Genomic DNA, 19,659 nt, shown 5'->3' with positions numbered 1-19,659 from the left:
GGCGGTCACAGAACGCCCTCCTCCCGCGAACAGCCCACCGGTTCGCAGCCCAAGGAGATTGTCCTGATTCTGATAGTGAGGGCCAATTCCGGCGTAAAGCCGAATTCGCCCAGCCTGATTTGCGCCCGCGAACTTTTAGACGGTTGTCGCAGGCCACGCAATCAAGGATCGCATCAAAAACTCACAAACCATTGATCTTTAACCAGAATTATAAAATCGACCGCCCTGCGTTCAGGGCTTGGCCAGCGGCGTGGCTGAAATGATCACGAAGGCCTGCGCCAGCGGCCAGTCATCGGTGATCGAAAGATCGATCTGGGCCTCGAAGCCATCGGGCGTCAGGACCTGGAGCCGGGCCAGCGCTCCCCCGGTCAGCCGCATGGACGGCCGGCCCCCGGGCAGATTGACCACCCCCATGTCGCGCCACCAGACGCCCTGCCGGATGCCGGTGCCGAGCGCCTTGGAGCAGGCCTCCTTGGCGGCAAAGCGTTTGGCATAGGTCGCCACCACCATCTTCTCGTTCTTGGCGCGCCGCTCCGCCTTGGCCCGCTCGGCCGCCGTGAAGATGCGGTCGAGGAAACGCTCGCCGTGGCGTTCGATCACCTTGGCGACGCGGGTGATGTCGATCAGGTCGGAGCCGATGCCGATGATCATGCCCGGCTCCGGCCACGATCCATCGCCGCGCGCATCTTGCGCACCGTCTCGGCAAGTCCGACGAACAGCGCCTCGCCGATCATGTAGTAGCCGATGTTGAGCTCCATGATCTCGGGCAGCGCGGCAATCTTCTCCGCCGTCGCGTAGTCGAGCCCGTGCCCGGCATGGACCTCGAGTCCAGCGTCCTTCGCCAGCTTCACGCCCGCCACGATCCGCTGCCATTCCGCCTCGGCCTTGTCGGTGTGGCCATCGGTGACGGCATCGCACCAGGCACCGGTGTGGATCTCGATCACGGGTGCGCGCAGACGTGCCGCCATCGCGATCTGCGCGGGATCGGCGGCGATGAACAGCGAGACGCGAATGCCGGCGTCGTTCAGCCGCGCGATATAGGGCGCGAGCGCATTGTGCTGGCCGACCACGTCGAGGCCGCCCTCGGTCGTCACCTCCTGGCGCCGCTCCGGCACCAGACACACCGCATGCGGCTTGGTGGCGAGCGAGATTCGCATCATGTCGTCGGTCGCCGCCATCTCGAAGTTCAGCGGCCTGGAGATTTCGGCTTTCAGCCGCGCCATGTCCTCGTCGCGGATGTGCCGACGGTCTTCGCGCAAATGCGCCGTGATGCCGTCGGCGCCGGCCTCGATCGCCAGCAGCGCGGCGCGGACCGGATCGGGATGGCGGCCGCCACGGGCGTTACGGACGGTCGCGACATGGTCGATATTGACGCCGAGGCGGAGCGGAGATGCAGGCATTTCGGGACTCGCAAGATCAGAGCGACAGGCGATGTCGAAACACGCCTATCCATTAACACGTTCGACTTTGGCGACGACCGCCTTGGCGCGCAGCTGGGCCAGGATCGCGCTCAAATGCTTGAGATCGTAGACTTCGAGATCGATCGTCGTCTCCGTGAAGTCGGGCGAGCGGCGTTGCATGCTGATATTGTCGATGTTGCCGTCGTGCTCGGCGATCACGGTGGCGATCTGCGCCAGCGCGCCGGGCTCGTTGACGTTCTCGACCTTGATGCGCGCGGGGAAGCGCTGCGGCGCGGAGTCCTCGATGTCCCAGCGGACGTCGAGCCAGCGCTCCGGCTCCTCCTCGAAATCCTTCAGCGCCGGCGACTGGATCGGATAGATCGTGATCCCCTCGCCCGGCGTGACGATGCCGACGATGCGGTCGCCGGGCACGGCACCGCCGTTCGGTGCGAACTTCACCGGCAGGGCTGAATTGTTGCCGCCGATGGGAATCGCAACCGGGCTGCGCGACGGCTCGGGCGACTTCTCCTTGAGCTTGGTCGCGAGCCCCTGCCCCTTCTTGACCCCGTAGCGCGCGACGCGCTCCTCCTTGTAATCGGGATACATCGCGCGGGCGACGTGGGAGGCCTTGATTTCGCCGCGCCCCACCGCCGCCATGACGTCCTCGATCGAGGTGCGCGCCAGCCGCGGCAGCGCGCCCTTGAGCTTGTCGTCGGCGTATTCGATCTTGGCGCGCTCGAACAGGCGCTCGACGATGCGCCGGCCGAGGCCGACATATTGATCGCGGACAGCGGTGCGCGTGGCGCGGCGGATCGCGGCACGCGCCTTGCCGGTCACCGCGAGCGTTTCCCAGGCCGAGGGCGGCGCCGACTGCGCTTCCGAGGTCAGCACCTCGACCTCGTCGCCGTTCTGCAGCTCCGAGGACAGCGGCGCGAACTTACCGTTGATCTTGCACCCCACAGCGCTGTTGCCGACGTCGGTATGCACGGCATAGGCGAAGTCGATCACATTGGCATGGCGCGGCAGCGCAATCAGTTTGCCTTTCGGAGTGAAGCAGAACACCTGGTCGTGGAACAGCTCGAGCTTGGTGTGCTCGAGGAATTCTTCAGGATTGGCGCTCTCCGAGAGAATGCCGATGGTATGGCGCAGCCAGGCGAATGCGTTGGACTCGCGCTTGAGGAATTCGGTCGGCGAGCCCACGCCCTCTTTGTAGAAGACATGCGCGGCGATGCCGCGCTCGGCGATCTGGTCCATCGCCTCGGTGCGGATTTGCAGCTCGACGCGCTGGTTGCCGGGGCCGATGACCGTCGTGTGAATCGAACGATAATCGTTCTGCTTCGGCGTCGAGATGTAGTCCTTGAACCGCCCCGGCACGACCGGCCAGGTGGTGTGGACGATGCCGAGCGCACGATAGCAGGCCTCGATGTCGTTGACGACGACGCGGAAGCCGAAGATGTCGGACAGCTGCTCGAAGCCCACCGACTTGCGCTCCATCTTGGTCCAGATCGAAAACGGCTTCTTGCGGCGGCCGTAGACCCGCGCCCCCAGGCCGCGGTGACGCAGATTGTTGGAGAGCTGATCCTCGATCTCGCCGATCAGGTTGCGGTTGCGCTCGGCCAGCGCATCGAGCCGCTGCATCACCACCGAATAGGCTTCGGGATCGAGGGTGCGGAAGGACAGATCCTCCAGCTCCTCACGCATCTCCTGCATGCCCATGCGCCCGGCCAGCGGCGCGTAGATGTCGAGCGTCTCCTCGGCAATGCGCCGGCGCGATTCCGTCGGCACGAAGTCGAGCGTGCGCATGTTGTGCAGGCGATCGGCGAGCTTGACCAGCAGCACACGGACGTCGTCGGCGATCGCCAGCAGCAGCTTGCGCAGGTTCTCGGCCTGTTTGGCCTCGCGCGAGACCAGCTCGAGCCGCTTCAGCTTGGTCAGACCCTCGACCAGCGCGCCGATCTCGGGACCGAAGATCTGGTCGATCTCGGCCCGCGTCGCCTCCGTGTCCTCGATCGTGTCGTGCAGTAGCGCGGCGACGATGGTGGCGTCGTCGAGCTTCAAATCGGTGAGAATCGCCGCCACTTCGAGCGGGTGTGAGAAATACGGATCGCCGGAGGCGCGGGTCTGCGACCCATGCGCCTTCATGGCGTAGACATAGGCACGGTTCAGCAGGTCTTCGTTGGTGTTCGGATTGTAGGACCGGACTCGCTCGACGAGGTCGTACTGGCGCATCATCCGCGCGCGCGGCTTCGCCGGCCGTGCCACCGGTGCAGTCGGGGCCACGGCAACCGATTCGGTTGCGGCCTGCATCTGCGTGGGTCTGCGGCGTCGATACACCATTCCGTCCTGCCTTCAAACGGACCAGGAAACGGCCCGTTGTATACATCTTAAGCTCCGATCGCTGACGCGGCCGATCAATTCACTGACAGGCGCGGTGCAAACCGGCAACGCTATGGTAACCACGAAAACGCCAACAAAAGCAAAGGCCCGAACGCGGGTTCGGGCCTTTGATAAGATCACAAGAAGTCGACGTTCGCGAGCAAGACGATTACTCGTCCTCCTCGGGCTGCTCTTCCGGCGGAGCGAGGCCTTCGAGACCCTTCAGGAGCTCCTCTTCGGTCATGCGCTCCACCGCAACTTCGGTATCGTCCGCATCGACGCTGGCGCCGGCGGAGCCGATCAGCGGAACCGTGTCCGGCTCGGGCTCGTCGACCTCGACGAACTTCTGGAGGGAGTGGACCAGCTCCTCGCGGAGATCCTCCGGCGAAATGGTCTGGTCGGCAATTTCGCGCAAAGATACAACAGGGTTCTTGTCGTTATCGCGGTCAACCGTTAGTTGTGAACCGGACGAAATCATGCGGGCACGGTGGGCGGCCAGCAGGACGAGGTCAAACCGGTTGTCGACCTTGTCGATACAATCTTCTACGGTGACGCGAGCCATAGACTGTCGCTCCGTTGTGGGTGGGACGAAATATGTGGATGATCGGGGCTAGTTATAGGGACCGGGCCGTTTTCGCAAGGCCAATTTGTGATTTGGCCTCGCCAAACGGCTCTGCTACCCCCACATTGGGGCTGGGATGGGTGGTTTCCCGGGTTGCCATTGAGGGCGGCACCGGGGGTAAGCAGGGCCGCCATAACTATACCTTGATTGCCCCGACTTCTCCGGATTTGCGGTTTCGACGGGTTTCGGCAGCAGTTTGAACTGCGCGGCATGCTGCCGCCGCGCCAACAATAAAACGATCAATCACGAACACACTACGCGAGCAAACTGAATGTCACCTTCCCCTACCAACAAGATCGCGCTCTTCATCGACGGGGCCAATCTTTACGCGACAGCGAAAACTCTCGGCTTCGATATCGACTATAAGCGCCTTCTGAAGGAATTTCAGAGCCGCGGGACGCTGCTGCGGGCGTTCTACTACACAGCGATCATCGAAGATCAGGAGTATTCGTCGATCCGTCCGCTGATCGACTGGCTCGATTACAACGGCTACACGGTCGTCACCAAGGCGACCAAGGAGTTCATCGACGCCTCGGGCCGCCGCAAGGTCAAGGGCAACATGGACATCGAGCTCGCGGTTGACGCCATGGAGCTCGCCGAGCACATCGACCAGATGGTGCTGTTCTCCGGTGACGGCGACTTCCGGTCGCTGGTCGAGGCCGTGCAGCGCCGCGGCGTCAGGGTCACGGTGGTCTCCACCATCGCCAGCCAGCCGCCGATGATCGCCGATGAGCTCCGCCGCCAGGCCGACGTCTTCACCGACCTCGTCGAGTTGCAGTCCAAGCTTGGCCGCGACCCGTCCGAGCGCCCCGCCCCGCGTGATCGCGGCGAGCGTGGTGAGGGACGCCATCACGCCCCGCAATTCCTCCAGCGCGCAACCACGATGGCGCCGAGGGGCGATGACGACTTCGAGGAGTGAGGCGGCCCGGTCAAGCCCTAAGGCCCCCACCCTCGTCCCTGACCGTGACTGTCCGCTCTGCCTGCGCCTGGTCGCCTTTCGCGAGGCGAACCGCGCGCGCGAGCCATTGTGGCACAATGCACCGGTCCCGCCTTTCGGAGACATAACGTCCCGTCTCCTGATCGTCGGTCTCGCGCCGGGGATGCAAGGCGCCAACCGCACTGGCCGGCCCTTCACCGGCGACTATGCCGGCGACCTGCTCTATGCCACGCTGCTGGAATATGGTTTCGCCAAGGGCAGCTACCAGGCGCGCCCCGATGACGGCCTGAAGCTGGTCGACTGCCGGATCGCGAATGCGGTGCATTGCGTTCCGCCCCAGAACAAGCCGCTGCCGGCGGAGATCAACACCTGCCGACAGTTCCTCATCGCGAATCTCGAAACGATGCCGAAGCTGCGCGCGATCATCGCGCTTGGACGGATTGCGCACGACAGCGTGCTCAAGCCGCTGAAGCTGAAGGCCTCGCAAGCACCCTTCGGCCACGGCGCCGTGCACCAAGCCGGGCCGTTCAAGCTCTACGACAGTTATCACTGCTCCCGCTACAACACGAACACCGGTGTGCTGACGCCGGACATGTTTCGTAGCGTGTTTGCGAAGGTGAAGGCCGATCTCGATTAGGCTTTGACGGGGTTGGCCTTCAGCCAGTCCAGCACGTCGCCAGCGTTCCTATCCGGCGGGAACACCGGGTAGAACACGTGCGAGATCTTCGCATCGTCAATGACCAGCGCAAGGCGCTTGATCAGCGTGAGTCCCGCGACCTCCATGATGGGCAGATTGAGGGCGCGCGTGAGCTCCAGCTTCTCGTCCGAGAGCACCGGGAACGGCAAATGCAGCCGCGACGCCATCTCGGTCTGGTAGGCATTGCTCTGGGTCGAGAGACCAAACACATGCGCGGCGCCGGCGGCCTTCAGCTCGGCGAACAGGTCGCGAAACGCACATGTCTGCGGCGTGCACCCGCGAGCCCCCGGGATCATGTCCCAGTCGTCGACCAGCGCGATCTTGCCGGGTTCGCCGGTGCGCGGATAGGCAAAGACCACGGTGCGCCCGGACAGCGCCGACAGCTTCACTGACGTATCGTCGGTCGCAAGCAGGCTGATCGCAGGCAGCGTTATGCCCTTCAGGTGCGCGGCGCCGCCGTCATCGGCGGGTGCGGGAATCTGGCTCCAATCGACCTCGAGCAGGTTTTTCTGATTCATCGCGCTATCCCCTCGCCCGCAGCAGGCGGCCCTTCTCGCGGCTCCAGTCGCGCTTCTTCTCGCTCTCGCGCTTGTCGTGCAACTTCTTGCCCTTCGCAACCGCGAGCTGCAGCTTGGCCCGACCGCGTTCGTTGAAATAGAGCTTGAGCGGGATCAGCGTCATGCCCTCGCGATCGACCGCGCCCATCAGCTTGTTGATCTGCCGGCGATGCAGCAACAGCTTTCGCGGCCGCTTGGGCTCATGGTTGAAGCGGTTGCCCTGGAGGTATTCGGGAATGGTGGCGTTGATCAGCCAGATCTCGCCGTCCTTGGAATCGGCGTAGGACTCCGCGATCGTGCTCTTGCCGTTGCGGATCGACTTCACCTCGGTGCCGGTCAGCGCAATGCCCGCCTCGATCGTATCCTCGATCGCATAGTTGAAGCGGGCCTTGCGATTTTCCGCCATGACCTTGATTGGACGTTCGTTCTTATCGGCCATAACAGACAAACCTGGTCGAGATAGGCAGCGACGCTAACAGATTGGATGAAGCGCGCGCGTCACTTCTTGAGGAGATCGCGGATCTCGGTGAGCAGAACGACCTCCGCCGACGGCTTCGGCGGCTCCGCCGGTTTGGTCTCTTCCTTGCGCTTCAGCGTGTTCATGGCGCGGATCACCAGGAACAGCACGAAGGCGATGATGATGAAGTTGATCGTCAGCGTCAGGAAGTTGCCGTAAGCAAGCACGGCGCCTTGCTTTTTCGCATCCGCTAAGTTGGTGGCGGTCACCGCTTTCGACAAGGGGACGTAGTAGTTCGAAAAGTCGAGGCCGCCGGTCGCGGCGCCGATGATCGGCATGATGATGTCGCCGACCAGCGAGGTGACGATGGCGCCGAAGGCCGCGCCGATGATGACGCCGACGGCGAGGTCGACGACGTTGCCCTTCATGGCGAACTCACGGAACTCCGTGAGCATCTTCCTGCCCTTCTCGTCGACGCTCATAGACGGCTCCCCTGCTGGCTAAATCAATTGATCAGCCCAGCGTGCACCATCGCGCTGCGCACGGCAACGCGGGTCGGCTCGGAGACCGGCACCATCGGCAGGCGCAGTGTCTCATCGAACTTGCCGAGCAGCGACATCGCATACTTGATGGGCGCCGGATTGCTCTCGATGAACAGGTTGTTGTGCAGCGGCATCAGCTTGTCGTGGATCGCAAGCGCCGCCTTGGTGTCGCCCTTCTGCCAGGCCGCGTGGAACTCGGCGCACAAGCGCGGCGCAACGTTCGAGGTCACCGAAATGCAGCCATGACCGCCATGCGCCATGTAGCCGATGATGGTGGCGTCCTCGCCGGAGAGCTGATTGAAGTCCTCGCCCATCGCGGCGCGCTGCTGCGACACGCGCACCATGCTGGCGGTGGCGTCCTTGACGCCGGCGATGTTCTTCAGCTCCCACAGCCGGGTCATGGTGTCGACCGACATGTCGATCACCGAGCGCGGCGGGATGTTGTAGATGATGATCGGAATTCCGATCGCGTCGTTGATTGCCTTGAAGTGCTGGTACATGCCTTCCTGGGTCGGCTTGTTGTAGTACGGCGTCACCACCAGCACGGCATTGGCGCCCGCCTTCTCGGCGTGCTGGGCGAGCTCGATGGCTTCCTTGGTCGAGTTCGAGCCGGCGCCGGCGATCACGGGCACGCGGCCCTTGGCCTCCTCGATGCACCATTCGACGACTTTCTTGTGCTCGTCATGGCTGAGCGTCGGGCTCTCGCCTGTGGTGCCGACCGGAACCAGGCCGTTGGTGCCTTCCGAAATCTGCCAGTTCACCAGCGAGCGGAACGCCGCCTCGTCCAGCGAGCCGTGTTTGAACGGCGTGACCAAGGCGGTAAACGACCCCCGGAATTTCGTCTTGGCTGCCATGGACTTCCTCCGTACGCGGCAAGTTTTTCGAGCAAGCCCCTTTCATATCGGGTCTCATCCGCCGGTAAAAGGGCTGCCTCCCGGTGACGCACCGTTTAAGCCGCGATTTTGCCGCTGTGATGGTGCAAACCCGGCGGCGGTAAGCGGCTGTTGGTATTTTGTCCGCATATTCAATCAAATACAGCCAAACCTTGTAGAGATGGGTCTTGAGCCATTTGACTGATTCGGGGCGACGAACCGCCGTGATCTCCTTATCCCGTACCGCATGGCGAACTGCCGGCCTGGCGCTGTGCCTGGTGGCCGGCCTGTCGATCGGCTGCGCTGCCTTCGCCAAGTCTAATGATAAGTCCAACGAAACGACCGAGGACGGCGCGAAGGAGCCCGCCAAGCAGGCGGCAAAGGGAACCGCAAAGCCAGCGGCCAAGCAGCCCGCGAAGGATTTGGCGAAGGGGGCGGCCAAGGAGACCCCCAAGGTTGCTGGCAAGGGTGCTGGCAAGGGCGCTGGCAAGAACGCCGCCAAAGACACCGCGAAGGGTGCAAGCAAGGGGGCAGCTCCGGCCACGAGCAAGGACGCGGCGAAGAAACCTGCGGGCAAGGACGCTGCGAAAGGGAAGTCGAAACCCGCAGCCGCAACAGCGACGCCAAGATCACGACCGGCCGCTAGCGCGCCGGCGCCCCAGGCCGCGCCAGCGGTGACGGCCACCGTGAGACCCACCGCTCATGCTCCCGCCCCCGCCAGACCTGTCGCAACGCCGGTGCTCGCGCCGGCGACCCGCCAGCACGCCGCGCCGCGCAAGCCGGTCACGCCGGCCGCCGTCGCCGCGACCTCGTCGACGTCGCAAGCCGACAAGGACACGCTGGAGAACGTGATCGAGCTCGTGCGCAAGCGCAAGCCGGGCGATGCCACCAGCTACGCAGATTCGATTTCCGATCCGGTGGCGCGAAAACTCGCGGAATGGATCATCCTGCGCAGCGAAGACAATGGCGCGAGCGTAGAGCGCTACCGCGCCTTCCTCTCCGCCAATCCGAGCTGGCCGTCGCAGACCTTCCTGCGCCGCCGCCTTGAAGCTGCGATGTGGGACGACCGACGCGACGACTCGGTTGCGTGGTCGTGGTTCGAGAACGAATCCCCTGTTTCGGCCAAGGGCCGCTTCGCGCTCGCCAAGGCGATGCTGGCGCGCGGCGACCGTGCCAATGCCGAGCGGCTGGTCCGCGAGGCCTGGCGCAGCGATCCGATGTCGGAGGAGACCGAGAACAACGCTCTCGACCAGTTCGGCGCGTTGCTCACACCGGGGGACCAGAAGGCCCGCATGGACGCGCTGCTCTATGGCAGCGAGCACGAGGCGGCGCTGCGCGCGGCGAAGCGCCTCGGCGCCGGCTATGTGGCGCTCGCCAAGGCCCGCATCGCCTCGTTCAAGAAGGCGCCGAACACGCGGGCGCTGCTCGAAGAAGTGCCGCGCGAGCTGCACGGCGATCCCGGCTTCATTTTCAGCAAGATCCAGCTGCTGCGCCGCGAGGAAAAGTTTCCCGAAGCGGCCCAGTTGATGCTGTCGGCGCCGAAGGATCCGAACCGGCTGTACAATGTCGACGAATGGTGGATCGAGCGGCGCCTGCTGGCCCGCAAGATGATCGACACCGAGGACTTCCGCACGGCCTATCTGATCGCACGCGACGCGGCGCTGCCCTCGCGCGACATCTACAAGACCGAGCAGGAGTTCACCGCCGGCTGGATCGCGCTCCGCTTCCTCAACGATCCCGCCGCGGCCGCCCAGCATTTTGCCCGCATCGGCGTCGGCAGCGTCAATCCGACCACGCTGGCACGTGCCGGCTACTGGCAGGGCCGCGCGGCGGAAGCCGCCGGCCGCCAGCAGGAGGCACGCAACGCCTACGCTCGCGCCGCCGAGCAGTCCACCAGCTATTACGGCCAGCTCGCGCGCGCAAAGCTCGGTCTGCCGCAGATCGCGCTGAACAGCCAGCCGCGCGGCCGCGGCGCCGAGCGGCTCGAGATCGTGCGCGCCGCGCAATTGCTCTACGAGCTCGACGAGCGCGATCTGGCGGTGCCGATGCTCGCCGACATGGGCGAGAACGGCGATCCCGAAGCATTGACGGGCCTCGGCGAGCTGACCCAGCGCTATGGCGATGCGCGGGGCATGTTGCTGGTCGGCAAGGCTGCGCTCAATCGCGGGCTGCCGTTCGACTTCTACGCCTACCCCGTCAACGGCATTCCGCAGTTCAGCCAGATCGGTCCCGAGGTCGAGCGCAGCATCGTTTACGCCATTGCGCGGCAGGAAAGCGCGTTCAACCCGGCCGTCGTGTCACCGGCGCAGGCCTATGGCCTGATGCAGGTCACCCCAGATGCCGCGCGCTACGTCTGCAAGCGGCACGGCGCGACCTATGATCTGTCGCGGCTGAAGAATGATTCCTCCTACAACGCCACGCTCGGCGCAGCCGAGCTCGGCGGCCTGCTGGAGGATTACCGCGGCTCCTACATCATGACCTTTGCGGCCTACAATGCCGGTCGCGGCAGCGTGAAGAAGTGGATCGACCGCTATGGCGACCCGCGTGACCCCAAGGTCGACGCGGTCGACTGGGTCGAGCTGATCCCGTTCTCCGAGACACGCAACTACGTGCAGCGGATCATGGAGAATCTTCAGGTCTACCGTGCCCGCTTCGGCGGCGGCTCGCGCCTGCAGATCGAGGCCGATCTGCGCCGCGGCGCCGGCAGCGTGGAGTAGCGCCCTCTTCAGATCCCGTTTGTGGGAGAAATTTGCGCCGCACCGGCGCCGATTTCGCTCGGTGTTGCACAAATGGCACAGGCAGCCGGCGAGACCTTCTTATCGTATTGTTTTGATTTGGCTTTCTGAACCGGCGTCAGCCCTCGGCGAAGCGCCCCTGGGAGCAGGAACGGCCGCGGCAGCGCGCCGGATGGGTCGGCTGCAAAAATCGCTGGGAAAATTCGCCCACAAACACGCGGTTCGAAATTGACCAGCCCAAGCAATTAGATGCATAAGGCTCGCACCGGAGAGGTGGCCGAGTGGCTGAAGGCAACGCTTTGCTAAAGCGTCATACGGTCTCAAGCTGTATCGAGGGTTCGAATCCCTCTCTCTCCGCCACCCAATTCAAATGACCCGCGACCCGATAGTACCGCTGAAAGCCAGCGGCGGGCGTCTTGCGCCTCTCGGGCCAGCGGTCCGCTGATAGAGCGCGAACAGGCTGTCTCGCTCCGCTTCGCCGTCAGACACAAGGTCGACGGCGCCGTCCCCGTTCCCTAGGACGGAGATGGCTCAGTGGGCGGACACCCAGGCCCTTGCGTCGCGCTGCGCAGCCGAGATCTCGGCGTCCGACATCTGGCCGGCCACTTCCTGGCGCAGCGCCACGGCGTCCTTGCGGCCCTTCAGGGCGGCGAGGTTGAACCATTTGTGCGCGGCAACGAGGTCGACCAGGCCCGAGCGACCGCTCGCCCAGTAGATCCCGCGCTCGAACAGAACGTCCGACAGCGCGCTTGCATCGATCGGCGTCGCCGTATCGAGATCGAAAGTACCCTGAAACATAACGCATCCCCTTTTTTTCTTGTGCCGCCTCGAATCCCCCGAGCGCGGCCCCCGTCCAACTCTGATCTGCAAAATCCCTTCTGGGATCGTGCGCTGCTCAACTCATCCCCAAGTCTTCTTGCCAAAGCCGTTTGCCGGCTTGTTGGAGGCGATGATGGCGGGCAAATTTGAATGGCAGTTTAAGCATCGCGATGAAGCAGACGTAAACGCGGGCCCGCTGCTGGCGCGCGGGAACTGCAAGAAGTCCCTGATTTGCAGGCACTTCTGGGATTCGTCAGGAAAGGTTTACCCTGCGATTTCAGGACATCGATAACCATCGCGCACGGTGACATCAGCGCTGTGGTTACATCTTGTGGGAGACGGCGCGCGGGAAAAGGCCGCCAGCTTGCCTCACGCTGCGGCCGGCGCGCGCACGGGCCATCATGCCGGCGGGCCAAACCTCGGCATGCCGCGCAAGGCGACGGCGCGGCGGTCAGATCAACGATGTCGGGAAAGGGATTGCCGGCAATACCCCGGCCTCAGGGAACGAGGGCGTCGGCGAACACGTCAGGACCAGATTCCAAATGAGCCCGAAGGCCGCTTGTGGAATTGCGGAGCCCTTTTGAAGGAGACCCGCACCGAACGAAGAAAGCTCGTTTCTTCTGCCGGACCGTAAAGTCGAACGATCCGACCGTTGACCTGATGTCTCGCCGACACCCTCTATCGTCGACCAGAACCTCTAGGAGGCGCTGATGACGTGCCGGCTCTCAGGAGCCGGCAACTTCAGAAGTCGAAGTTACTTCTTCTTCTTCGCGACCTTGCGGGTCTTCTTCGCAGTCTTCTTCACTGCGCTCTTCGCCTTCTTCGCCTTCTTCGCTTTCTTGGCCATGTTGCCCTCCGATGTGTGAGATGGCTTTAATCGCTGCATGCATTCGGGGATCGAGTGCACACTCATTCCGAATACACCAACACGACGAAAAAAACATCTTCTCACTTAAGGAAGTGTTGACGACGCAGCGCGCGTGCGCCAGCCGCGCTTGATTTGCCTGTCAGCAGAGACACACGCTCGCGATTGCAAATGCGTCGCGCAACAGCGACGTCCGCAAGCGCTGCGATTGCACGAAAACACTATGAAGCAAGTATGATTCCGCGCGCACACATCGCGCGCGATCGACGCGGCGAAGCACGCGGCAATGCGCGCGATCGCTTCGCAAGGCGGAGTCGCGGACTCTGAGTCGCGAACTTTGGCAACGAAATTATTTTCATGCTTAACGGCGGAAGCGCTCGTCAGAGCGTGTGCAAGTCGCCGTTTTGAGCGAATCGCGAGGACTGCGATTCGCCTCGCCGCATCGCGCGCGATGGGATGATGTTTGCTGTCGACGAGGTGTGTGTGCGTCGCATCGCGAACCGGATGCGAGGTGACGAAGCGTGTCGTCACCTCGTCCGAACGCGTGAGGCTAGACGCCGAGCTTGGACTTCAGCAGCTCGTTGACCGCCTGCGGGTTGGCCTTGCCGCCTGACGACTTCATCACCTGGCCGACGAACCAGCCGAGCGACTGCGGCTTGTCCTTCACCTGCGCGGCCTTGTCAGGATTGGCCGCGATGATGTCGTCGACAACCTTTTCGATCGCCGAAAGATCCGTCACCTGCTTCATGCCGCGGCTTTCGACCAGCGCGCGGGGGTCGCCACCTTCCTGCCAGACGATCTCGAACAGATCCTTGGCGATCTTGCCTGAGATCGTGCCCTCGCCGATCAGGTCGATGATGGCGGCGAGCTGCTCGGCAGAGACCGGAGAGCCCGTAATATCCCGGCCTTCCTTGTTGAGACGGCCGAACAGCTCGTTGATCACCCAGTTCGCTGCCATCTTGCCGTCGCGGGCGCGGTTGGCGAGCTTGTCGAGCACCGTCTCGTAGAACACTGCGCTCTCGCGCTCGGCGACCAGCACGCTCGCGTCATAGGCCGACAGGCCGAAGTCCGCGACAAAGCGCGCTTTTTTCTGGTCCGGCAGTTCCGGCAACTTTGCCTTCAACTCGTCGACGAAAGCCTGACTGAACTCCAGCGGCAGCAGATCCGGATCGGGGAAGTAGCGATAGTCGTGTGCCTCCTCCTTGGAGCGCAGCGAGCGCGTCTCGCCCTTGTTGGCGTCGAACAGGCGCGTCTCCTGGCCGATCTTGCCGCCATCCTCGATGATCTCGATCTGGCGCCGCGCCTCGTACTCGATTGCCTGGCCGATGAAGTTGATCGAGTTCAGGTTCTTGATTTCGCAGCGGGTGCCGAGCGGCCCGCCCGGCTTGCGCACGGAGACGTTGACGTCGGCGCGCAGAGACCCCTTCTCCATGTCGCCATCGCAGGTGCCGAGATAGCGCAGGATCGAGCGCAGCTTGGTCACATAAGCCTTGGCCTGCTCGGCATCGCGGATATCGGGCTTGGAGACAATTTCCATCAGCGCGACGCCGCAGCGATTGAGATCGATCAAGGACTGCGACGGCAACTTGTCGTGCAGCATCTTTGCCGGGTCCTGCTCCAGATGCAGCCGTTCGATGCCGACGGTGGCGGTCCTGCCGCCCTCGAGTTCGAGCAGCACCTCGCCCTCGCCCACGATCGGCGATTTGTACTGGCTGATCTGATAGCCCTGCGGCAGATCGGGATAGAAATAGTTCTTGCGGTCGAACACCGAGCGCAGATTGATCTTCGCGTTGAGCCCAAGCCCGGTCCGGACAGCCTGCCTGACGCATTCCTCGTTGATGACAGGCAGCATGCCCGGCATCGCCGCGTCGACAAGCGACACTTGCGTGTTCGGCTCACCACCGAACGCGGTCGAGGCGCCCGAGAACAGTTTCGAGTTCGACGTCACCTGGGCATGGATCTCCATGCCGATGACCACCTCCCAGTCACCGGTGGCGCCCTTGAGAAGCTTGTGCGTGGCCGTGCTCATGTTGTGCTCCCGAGCAGCGCGGCAGAGATCCGCTGCCACTCCGCTTCCAATGAATCCTTTGCCGCCACCTGGCCGGCCCTGCGATACCAGTAGCCGGCATTGCCGAGGTCGCCTTCGACGCGGTGCAGATAAGCGTGCACCCAGGCGGCGTCGCGCCCCTCGTCGTCCTGGACGATCTTGTGCGCCTGGTCCCAGTCGCCCTTCGCAGCCCACCAGAGACCTCTGAGCGGCGCGTTCAGCTCCGGCGCGGGTGCCGCGCCGTCGAGGCTCGCGATGAAGCCTGAGACATTCACCACCACCTCGCGGGCGTGAAGCGGCCGGCCGCCTGCTCGATCACCTCGCCGAGCGAGAACAGCGCTTCTTCCTCGAACGGACGGCCGATCAATTGCAGGCCGAGCGGCAGGCCTTGGCTGTCCTTGCCTGATGGCACGGCGATACCAGGCAGGCCCGCCATGTTCACCGTCACCGTGAAGATGTCGTTGAGATACATCTCGACCGGGTCAGCCCCGCCCTTCTCGCCGATGCCGAACGCGGCCGACGGCGTCGCCGGGGTCAGGATCGCGTTGACGCCCCTCTCGAAGCAATCCTCGAAATCCTTCTTGATCAGCGTGCGCACCTTCTGGGCGCGCAGGTAGTAGGCGTCGTAATAGCCGGCCGAGAGCACATAGGTGCCGATCATGACGCGGCGACGCACCTCGGCGCCGAAGCCGCTGGCGCGGGTGTTCTCGTAGAGCTCGGTGATGGTCTTGGCCTGCTCGCGCAGACCGTAGCGGACGCCGTCATAGCGAGCGAGGTTCGAGGACGCCTCCGCCGGCGCCACGATGTAATAAGCCGGCAGCGCATACTTCGTGTGCGGCAGCGACACCTCGACCAGCTCGGCACCGGCGGCTTTCAGCCACGCCGCGCCCTCGCTCCACAGTTTCTCGATCTCGGCCGGCATGCCGTCGAGGCGGTATTCCTTGGGAATGCCGATCTTCATGCCCTTCACGGACTTGCCGATCGCCGCCTCGTAATCGGGCACGGCAATGTCGACCGAGGTGGTGTCCTTCGGGTCGTGACCGGCCATCGAGCGCAGCAGCATCGCGGCATCGCGCGTCGTGCGGGCGATGGGTCCTGCCTGGTCGAGCGAGGAGGCGAAGGCGACGATGCCCCAACGCGAGCAGCGGCCATAGGTCGGCTTGATGCCGACTGTGGCGGTGAACGCCGCTGGCTGACGGATCGAGCCGCCGGTGTCGGTCGCGGTCGCGCCCATGCACAGCAGCGCGGCAACAGCGGAGGCCGAGCCGCCGGACGAGCCGCCCGGCACCAGCGTGGTGTTGCTGCCCTCACGCCGCCAGGGATTGCCGACGGGACCGAAGCACGAGGTCTCGTTGGCCGAGCCCATCGCGAACTCGTCATTGTTGAGCTTGCCGAGCATCACCGCGCCGTCGCGCCAGAGCTGCGAGGTCACGGTGGACTCATAGGTCGGCACGAAATTGCCGAGGATCTTCGAACAGGCCGTGGTGCGCACGCCCTTGGTCGCGAACAGATCCTTGATGCCGAGCGGGATGCCGGCGAGCGGGCCGGCCTCACCCTTGGCGAGCTTGGCATCCGCCTCGCGTGCCATCGCGCGCGCCTGATCCGGCGTCTCCAGAACATAGGCGTTGAGCAGGCGCGCTCTCTCGATCGCGGAAAGATGCGCCTCGGTCAGCTCCAGCGACGTGAAAGTCTTGTCGGCGAGACCCTTGCGGGCCTCGGCGAGCGTCAGCGATGTCAAATCGGTCATTTATTGATCGGGCTGCAGAAGAACGGAGACAGGGTCTTGTCGTTGGCCGGGTCGTCTTTTTTTTCGGCCGCATTCGCGGCGGCCTGGAGCTCGTCGAGCACGGCATTGACCGCGACATTGGGATCGGCAGCCTTGCCCTGCCGCTCCATCTTGTCGAGGTAGTTCATGTAGGCCTGATAGGCCTTCTCATCGTCGCAAAGCATGCACATCGGACTTGGTCCCAAGACTCTTTAGTTTGACGCGTTTTCTTGATGCGAACCGGCAGCCACTTCGCTCGAAAACGCTATGCCGATTACTCGACGACCTTCGGCACCAGGAAGAAGTGACCTTCGGTCGCAGGCGCGTTGGCAACGATATCGTCGGCGATCCCGCCGTCATTGACCACGTCCTGCCGCTTCTTCATCTGCATCGGCGTCACCGAGGTCATGGGCTCCACGCCCTCGACATTGACCTCCGAGAGCTGCTCGACAAAGGCGAGCATGGCGTTGAGCTCGCCTTGCAGAGGCGGAACCTCATCCTCAGCAACCGCAATGCGCGCCAGATGCGCGATACGGCGGACGGTAGCGGCGTCGACGGACATTATATAAGGCCTCTCACGGCAAAACCCATGTGCCGTATAGCAGAGGCCGGTTTTGCGCCGCAACCGGCGCTAGCGCATGGTCCGGAAAAGTGTGACGCGGTTTTCCGAAAAGACCATGTGCAAACAATAGCCTAAGCTAGCCGGCCAGCGCTTTCATGCGGGCCAACGCCGATTTGGCAAGATCACGGGTCAATTGGGCCGCGGGGACCTCGCGCCCCAGGGCCACGGCCTGTCCGGCCCACAGGTTGGTGAAATCCACCCTGCCCTGCTTCTCGGCAGCCGTCTTGAGCGGCCCGAGCGCGGTCGCCGCATGGGGAAACGGCGGCGCGTCCGGCGAGATCGGCCCGGCCTCGCGCATCAGGCGGTTCTGGACACCGCGCGCCGGGCGCCCGGTCATCACATTGGTGATCACGGTGGAATCGTCCCGCGCCTCAGCGAGTGCCTTGCGGCCGCCCGCGCTGACCTTGGACTCCGGGCAGCGCAGATAGGCGCTGCCGATCTGCACGCCGGAGGCACCGAGTGCGAAGGCGGCGGCGATGCCGCGCCCGTCCGCGATGCCGCCGGCCGCGATGACCGGCACCTTCACGGCATCGACGACCTGCGGCACCAGCGCAAAGGTGCCGGGCTGCTCGGCGATCTTCTCGGTCAGGAACATGGCGCGGTGGCCGCCCGCTTCGGCACCCTGCGCGATGACGGCATCGACACCGCGCTGTTCGAGCCAGACCGCTTCCTTCACCGTCGTCGCGGACGAGATGACGAGACAGCCCGCCGCCTTGACGCGCTTGAGCAGCTCTGGCTCCGGCAAGCCGAAATGAAAGCTGACGACCTCGGGCTTCAGCTCCTCGACGACCTCGCAGAAGGCCGCATCGAAGGGCGCCCGATTGGCCGCATTGATGGGCGCCGCCGGATCGAGACCATGCTCGGTGTAATAGCCGGCGAGCCGCTGCTTCCAGCGCGCATCTGCCTCCGCGGTGAGCTCGATCGGCGTGTGGCAGAAGAAGTTCATGTTCACCGGCGCCTTCACGCGCTGGCGAATGATGTTGACCTGCTCGCGCGCCTTCTCCGGCGAAAGCATGGCACTCGGCAATGATCCAAGTCCACCGCCCTCGGCCACGGCGATCACCAGCTCCGCATCCATCACGCCGGCCATCGGCGCCAGCACGATCGGGAATTCGGTCTTGAACAGATCGATCAGTCGACGGTCAGGCCACATGGTTGGTCTCTCTCGCTCTTACCCTCTCCCCTTGTGGGAGAGGGTGGATCGCCGCGATAGCGGCGAGACAGTGAGGGGTTGCTTCCGCGGATGCAGACCTCTCGAATTTAGATTCATTCTCCGCGGACAGAACCCCTCATCCGGCGCTACGCGCCACCTTCTCCCGCAAGGGGAGAAGGGAAAGAAGAAAGCGAGTTGCGCCGGCCGGCCAACAACTGCTCGGCCTCGGACGCAATCCGCTCGACGATCTCGGCCGCAGGTGGAATATCATGGATGAGGCCGACCGCCTCTCCCGCGAAGACAGCCGCAATTTCGAAATCGCCCGCCATTTTTGCCGCGGCATAGTCCCTGGCAATTTCACTGGCGCGCTGCATCAGCTCGATTTCGCGACCGGTCCAGCGCCTGATGTGGTCGTTGACCAGGGTTCGCGCGGTGAACGGCGCCGGCCAGAACAGGTTCCGCGACCAGTCGACGATGACGCCGCGCACGGTGTCGTTTGGATCGGCCGTGCGAATGCGCTCCTTGGCCGCGTCCGCGCCGTTGGCCTCGACACTCGCATAGAAGCGTGTACCGATCAGCACGCCGGATGCACCGAGCATCATCATCGCGGCGAGGCCGCGGCCATCGGCGATCCCGCCGGCCGCGACGACAGGCACGCGCCCGGCCGCGAGATCGACGATCGCGGGCACGATATCGACCGTGGTGCGCGAAGCGCCGTGGCCGCCCGCCTCCGTCCCCTGCGCGATCAAAATCTCCGCGCCGGCATCGAGCGCCTGTTTCGCCATGTCCTCACTCTGCACCTGGCAGATCAATCGCGCGGCGCTTGCCTTGATGCGCGGCGCGAACGGCGCGGGATCGCCAAACGACAGCATGACCGCCTGCGGCTGCGCTTCGAGCGCGATGTCGAGAAGTTCGGGCTGCTTTGCCAGGCTCCAGGTGATGAAGCCGATCCCGAACGGCGCAAATCCCTTCAGCTCCGCGGCCTCGACCTGAAGTCGGGCGCGGTCACCATAGCCGCCACCCAGAATGCCGAAGCCTCCGGCCGCGCTGACGGCGCGCGTCAGCCTGCTGCCCGCGATCGTATCCATCGGCGCCGACAGGATCGGATGCCTGATCCCGAGAAGCTCCGTCAGCGGTGTGGCGATCGGCATGGGCTCTCCCGCTCTGGACAGACAGATTAGGCCCATCTAGCA

The 19,659-nt window shown here is 64.1% G+C and carries 19 protein-coding genes and 1 tRNA gene; 4 read left to right on the top strand and 16 right to left on the bottom strand.

Features of this window, described 5'->3' with window-relative positions; translation table 11 throughout:
- Nucleotides 1-231 precede the first annotated feature (231 nt).
- The 4 genes from acpS to rpoZ all read right to left on the bottom strand — a co-directional run bounded on the left by acpS (nt 232) and on the right by rpoZ (nt 4,338).
- Nucleotides 232-651 (bottom strand): holo-ACP synthase, encoded by a 420-nt coding sequence (acpS, locus tag XH91_RS15705; RefSeq protein WP_128951408.1) that lies wholly within the window; start codon nt 649-651, stop codon nt 232-234.
- Complete coding sequence (locus XH91_RS15700) at nt 648-1,400, bottom strand: pyridoxine 5'-phosphate synthase (RefSeq protein ID WP_128951407.1); 753 nt, start codon at nt 1,398-1,400, stop codon at nt 648-650. The genes acpS and XH91_RS15700 overlap by 4 nt, the downstream gene beginning before the upstream one ends.
- Before the next feature lie 45 nt (nt 1,401-1,445).
- Nucleotides 1,446-3,737, bottom strand: a complete 2,292-nt coding sequence (locus XH91_RS15695) for a RelA/SpoT family protein (protein WP_128951406.1) — start codon at nt 3,735-3,737, stop codon at nt 1,446-1,448.
- 208 nt (nt 3,738-3,945) lie between these two features.
- A complete protein-coding gene (rpoZ, locus tag XH91_RS15690; RefSeq protein ID WP_027522935.1) occupies nt 3,946-4,338 on the bottom strand; it encodes a DNA-directed RNA polymerase subunit omega in 393 nt (130 codons plus the stop codon).
- 331 nt (nt 4,339-4,669) lie between these two features.
- On the opposite strand from rpoZ, the gene XH91_RS15685 reads away from it, so the two are divergent.
- Both XH91_RS15685 and XH91_RS15680 read left to right on the top strand, forming a co-directional pair.
- Entirely contained in the window at nt 4,670-5,317 is a 648-nt protein-coding gene (locus tag XH91_RS15685; RefSeq protein WP_018644573.1) for a LabA-like NYN domain-containing protein, read from the top strand.
- Nucleotides 5,298-5,972 carry a uracil-DNA glycosylase gene (locus XH91_RS15680; RefSeq protein ID WP_128951405.1) on the top strand — a complete coding sequence of 225 codons (675 nt, stop codon included), beginning with the start codon at nt 5,298-5,300 and terminating at the stop codon, nt 5,970-5,972. The genes XH91_RS15685 and XH91_RS15680 overlap by 20 nt, the downstream gene beginning before the upstream one ends.
- On the opposite strand, the gene XH91_RS15675 is transcribed toward XH91_RS15680, so the two are convergent.
- From XH91_RS15675 to dapA, 4 genes are read right to left on the bottom strand one after another with little or no spacing between them, the layout of a single operon-like run.
- On the bottom strand, nt 5,969-6,550 hold the full coding sequence (locus tag XH91_RS15675; protein WP_128951404.1) for a peroxiredoxin: 582 nt from the start codon (nt 6,548-6,550) through the stop codon (nt 5,969-5,971). The two genes, XH91_RS15680 and XH91_RS15675, sit on opposite strands and share 4 nt — an antisense overlap.
- A gap of 4 nt (nt 6,551-6,554) precedes the next feature.
- Entirely contained in the window at nt 6,555-7,028 is a 474-nt protein-coding gene (gene smpB, locus XH91_RS15670; protein ID WP_018644570.1) for an SsrA-binding protein SmpB, read from the bottom strand.
- 59 nt (nt 7,029-7,087) lie between these two features.
- Nucleotides 7,088-7,501: a large conductance mechanosensitive channel protein MscL gene (gene mscL, locus XH91_RS15665; protein ID WP_164934020.1), complete on the bottom strand. Its 414-nt coding sequence runs from the start codon at nt 7,499-7,501 to the stop codon at nt 7,088-7,090.
- 50 nt (nt 7,502-7,551) lie between these two features.
- The gene (dapA, locus tag XH91_RS15660) at nt 7,552-8,442 is read right to left on the bottom strand and encodes a 4-hydroxy-tetrahydrodipicolinate synthase (protein ID WP_128951402.1); all 891 of its coding nucleotides are present in this window, start codon (nt 8,440-8,442) and stop codon (nt 7,552-7,554) included.
- Between the two features lie 242 nt (nt 8,443-8,684).
- On the opposite strand from dapA, the gene XH91_RS15655 reads away from it, so the two are divergent.
- Nucleotides 8,685-11,177: a transglycosylase SLT domain-containing protein gene (locus XH91_RS15655; RefSeq protein ID WP_128951401.1), complete on the top strand. Its 2,493-nt coding sequence runs from the start codon at nt 8,685-8,687 to the stop codon at nt 11,175-11,177.
- Nucleotides 11,178-11,462: 285 nt separating this feature from the next.
- Nucleotides 11,463-11,555 (top strand) — tRNA-Ser (locus XH91_RS15650).
- 171 nt (nt 11,556-11,726) lie between these two features.
- Here the strand turns inward: XH91_RS15650 and XH91_RS15645 are convergent.
- From XH91_RS15645 to XH91_RS15600, 8 genes are all read right to left on the bottom strand, one after another.
- Entirely contained in the window at nt 11,727-11,993 is a 267-nt protein-coding gene (locus XH91_RS15645; protein ID WP_128951400.1) for a hypothetical protein, read from the bottom strand.
- Between the two features lie 1,436 nt (nt 11,994-13,429).
- Nucleotides 13,430-14,908 (bottom strand): Asp-tRNA(Asn)/Glu-tRNA(Gln) amidotransferase subunit GatB, encoded by a 1,479-nt coding sequence (gene gatB, locus XH91_RS15630; protein WP_128951399.1) that lies wholly within the window; start codon nt 14,906-14,908, stop codon nt 13,430-13,432.
- Complete coding sequence (locus XH91_RS15625) at nt 14,905-15,207, bottom strand: hypothetical protein (RefSeq protein WP_128951398.1); 303 nt, start codon at nt 15,205-15,207, stop codon at nt 14,905-14,907. Before XH91_RS15625 ends, gatB begins: the two co-directional genes overlap by 4 nt.
- The gene (gene gatA, locus XH91_RS15620; RefSeq protein WP_128951397.1) at nt 15,198-16,673 is read right to left on the bottom strand and encodes an Asp-tRNA(Asn)/Glu-tRNA(Gln) amidotransferase subunit GatA; all 1,476 of its coding nucleotides are present in this window, start codon (nt 16,671-16,673) and stop codon (nt 15,198-15,200) included. Before gatA ends, XH91_RS15625 begins: the two co-directional genes overlap by 10 nt.
- A complete protein-coding gene (locus XH91_RS15615; protein WP_128951396.1) occupies nt 16,670-16,882 on the bottom strand; it encodes a hypothetical protein in 213 nt (70 codons plus the stop codon). Before XH91_RS15615 ends, gatA begins: the two co-directional genes overlap by 4 nt.
- Before the next feature lie 83 nt (nt 16,883-16,965).
- Nucleotides 16,966-17,253: an Asp-tRNA(Asn)/Glu-tRNA(Gln) amidotransferase subunit GatC gene (gatC, locus tag XH91_RS15610; RefSeq protein WP_128951395.1), complete on the bottom strand. Its 288-nt coding sequence runs from the start codon at nt 17,251-17,253 to the stop codon at nt 16,966-16,968.
- 136 nt (nt 17,254-17,389) lie between these two features.
- A complete protein-coding gene (locus tag XH91_RS15605) occupies nt 17,390-18,466 on the bottom strand; it encodes an NAD(P)H-dependent flavin oxidoreductase (protein ID WP_128951394.1) in 1,077 nt (358 codons plus the stop codon).
- Between the two features lie 146 nt (nt 18,467-18,612).
- A complete protein-coding gene (locus tag XH91_RS15600; RefSeq protein ID WP_128951393.1) occupies nt 18,613-19,617 on the bottom strand; it encodes an NAD(P)H-dependent flavin oxidoreductase in 1,005 nt (334 codons plus the stop codon).
- Between the last annotated feature and the right edge of the window lie 42 nt (nt 19,618-19,659).

The sequence above is a fragment of the Bradyrhizobium guangzhouense genome (assembly GCF_004114955.1).
Taxonomy (GTDB): domain Bacteria; phylum Pseudomonadota; class Alphaproteobacteria; order Rhizobiales; family Xanthobacteraceae; genus Bradyrhizobium; species Bradyrhizobium guangzhouense.
This window is presented reverse-complemented; position numbering and strand designations above follow the sequence as displayed.

Bases quoted from the DNA above. Each gene is read 5' to 3' on its own strand.
- acpS (WP_128951408.1), bottom strand. From the start codon at position 651: ATGATCATCGGCATCGGCTCCGACCTGATCGACATCACCCGCGTCGCC.
- XH91_RS15700 (WP_128951407.1), bottom strand. From the start codon at position 1,400: ATGCCTGCATCTCCGCTCCGCCTCGGCGTCAATATCGACCATGTCGCG.
- XH91_RS15695 (WP_128951406.1), bottom strand. From the start codon at position 3,737: ATGGTGTATCGACGCCGCAGACCCACGCAGATGCAGGCCGCAACCGAA.
- rpoZ (WP_027522935.1), bottom strand. From the start codon at position 4,338: ATGGCTCGCGTCACCGTAGAAGATTGTATCGACAAGGTCGACAACCGG.
- XH91_RS15685 (WP_018644573.1), top strand. From the start codon at position 4,670: ATGTCACCTTCCCCTACCAACAAGATCGCGCTCTTCATCGACGGGGCC.
- XH91_RS15680 (WP_128951405.1), top strand. From the start codon at position 5,298: ATGACGACTTCGAGGAGTGAGGCGGCCCGGTCAAGCCCTAAGGCCCCC.
- XH91_RS15675 (WP_128951404.1), bottom strand. From the start codon at position 6,550: ATGAATCAGAAAAACCTGCTCGAGGTCGATTGGAGCCAGATTCCCGCA.
- smpB (WP_018644570.1), bottom strand. From the start codon at position 7,028: ATGGCCGATAAGAACGAACGTCCAATCAAGGTCATGGCGGAAAATCGC.
- mscL (WP_164934020.1), bottom strand. From the start codon at position 7,501: ATGCTCACGGAGTTCCGTGAGTTCGCCATGAAGGGCAACGTCGTCGAC.
- dapA (WP_128951402.1), bottom strand. From the start codon at position 8,442: ATGGCAGCCAAGACGAAATTCCGGGGGTCGTTTACCGCCTTGGTCACG.
- XH91_RS15645 (WP_128951400.1), bottom strand. From the start codon at position 11,993: ATGTTTCAGGGTACTTTCGATCTCGATACGGCGACGCCGATCGATGCA.
- gatB (WP_128951399.1), bottom strand. From the start codon at position 14,908: ATGAGCACGGCCACGCACAAGCTTCTCAAGGGCGCCACCGGTGACTGG.
- gatA (WP_128951397.1), bottom strand. From the start codon at position 16,673: ATGACCGATTTGACATCGCTGACGCTCGCCGAGGCCCGCAAGGGTCTC.
- XH91_RS15615 (WP_128951396.1), bottom strand. From the start codon at position 16,882: ATGTGCATGCTTTGCGACGATGAGAAGGCCTATCAGGCCTACATGAAC.
- gatC (WP_128951395.1), bottom strand. From the start codon at position 17,253: ATGTCCGTCGACGCCGCTACCGTCCGCCGTATCGCGCATCTGGCGCGC.
- XH91_RS15605 (WP_128951394.1), bottom strand. From the start codon at position 18,466: ATGTGGCCTGACCGTCGACTGATCGATCTGTTCAAGACCGAATTCCCG.
- XH91_RS15600 (WP_128951393.1), bottom strand. From the start codon at position 19,617: ATGCCGATCGCCACACCGCTGACGGAGCTTCTCGGGATCAGGCATCCG.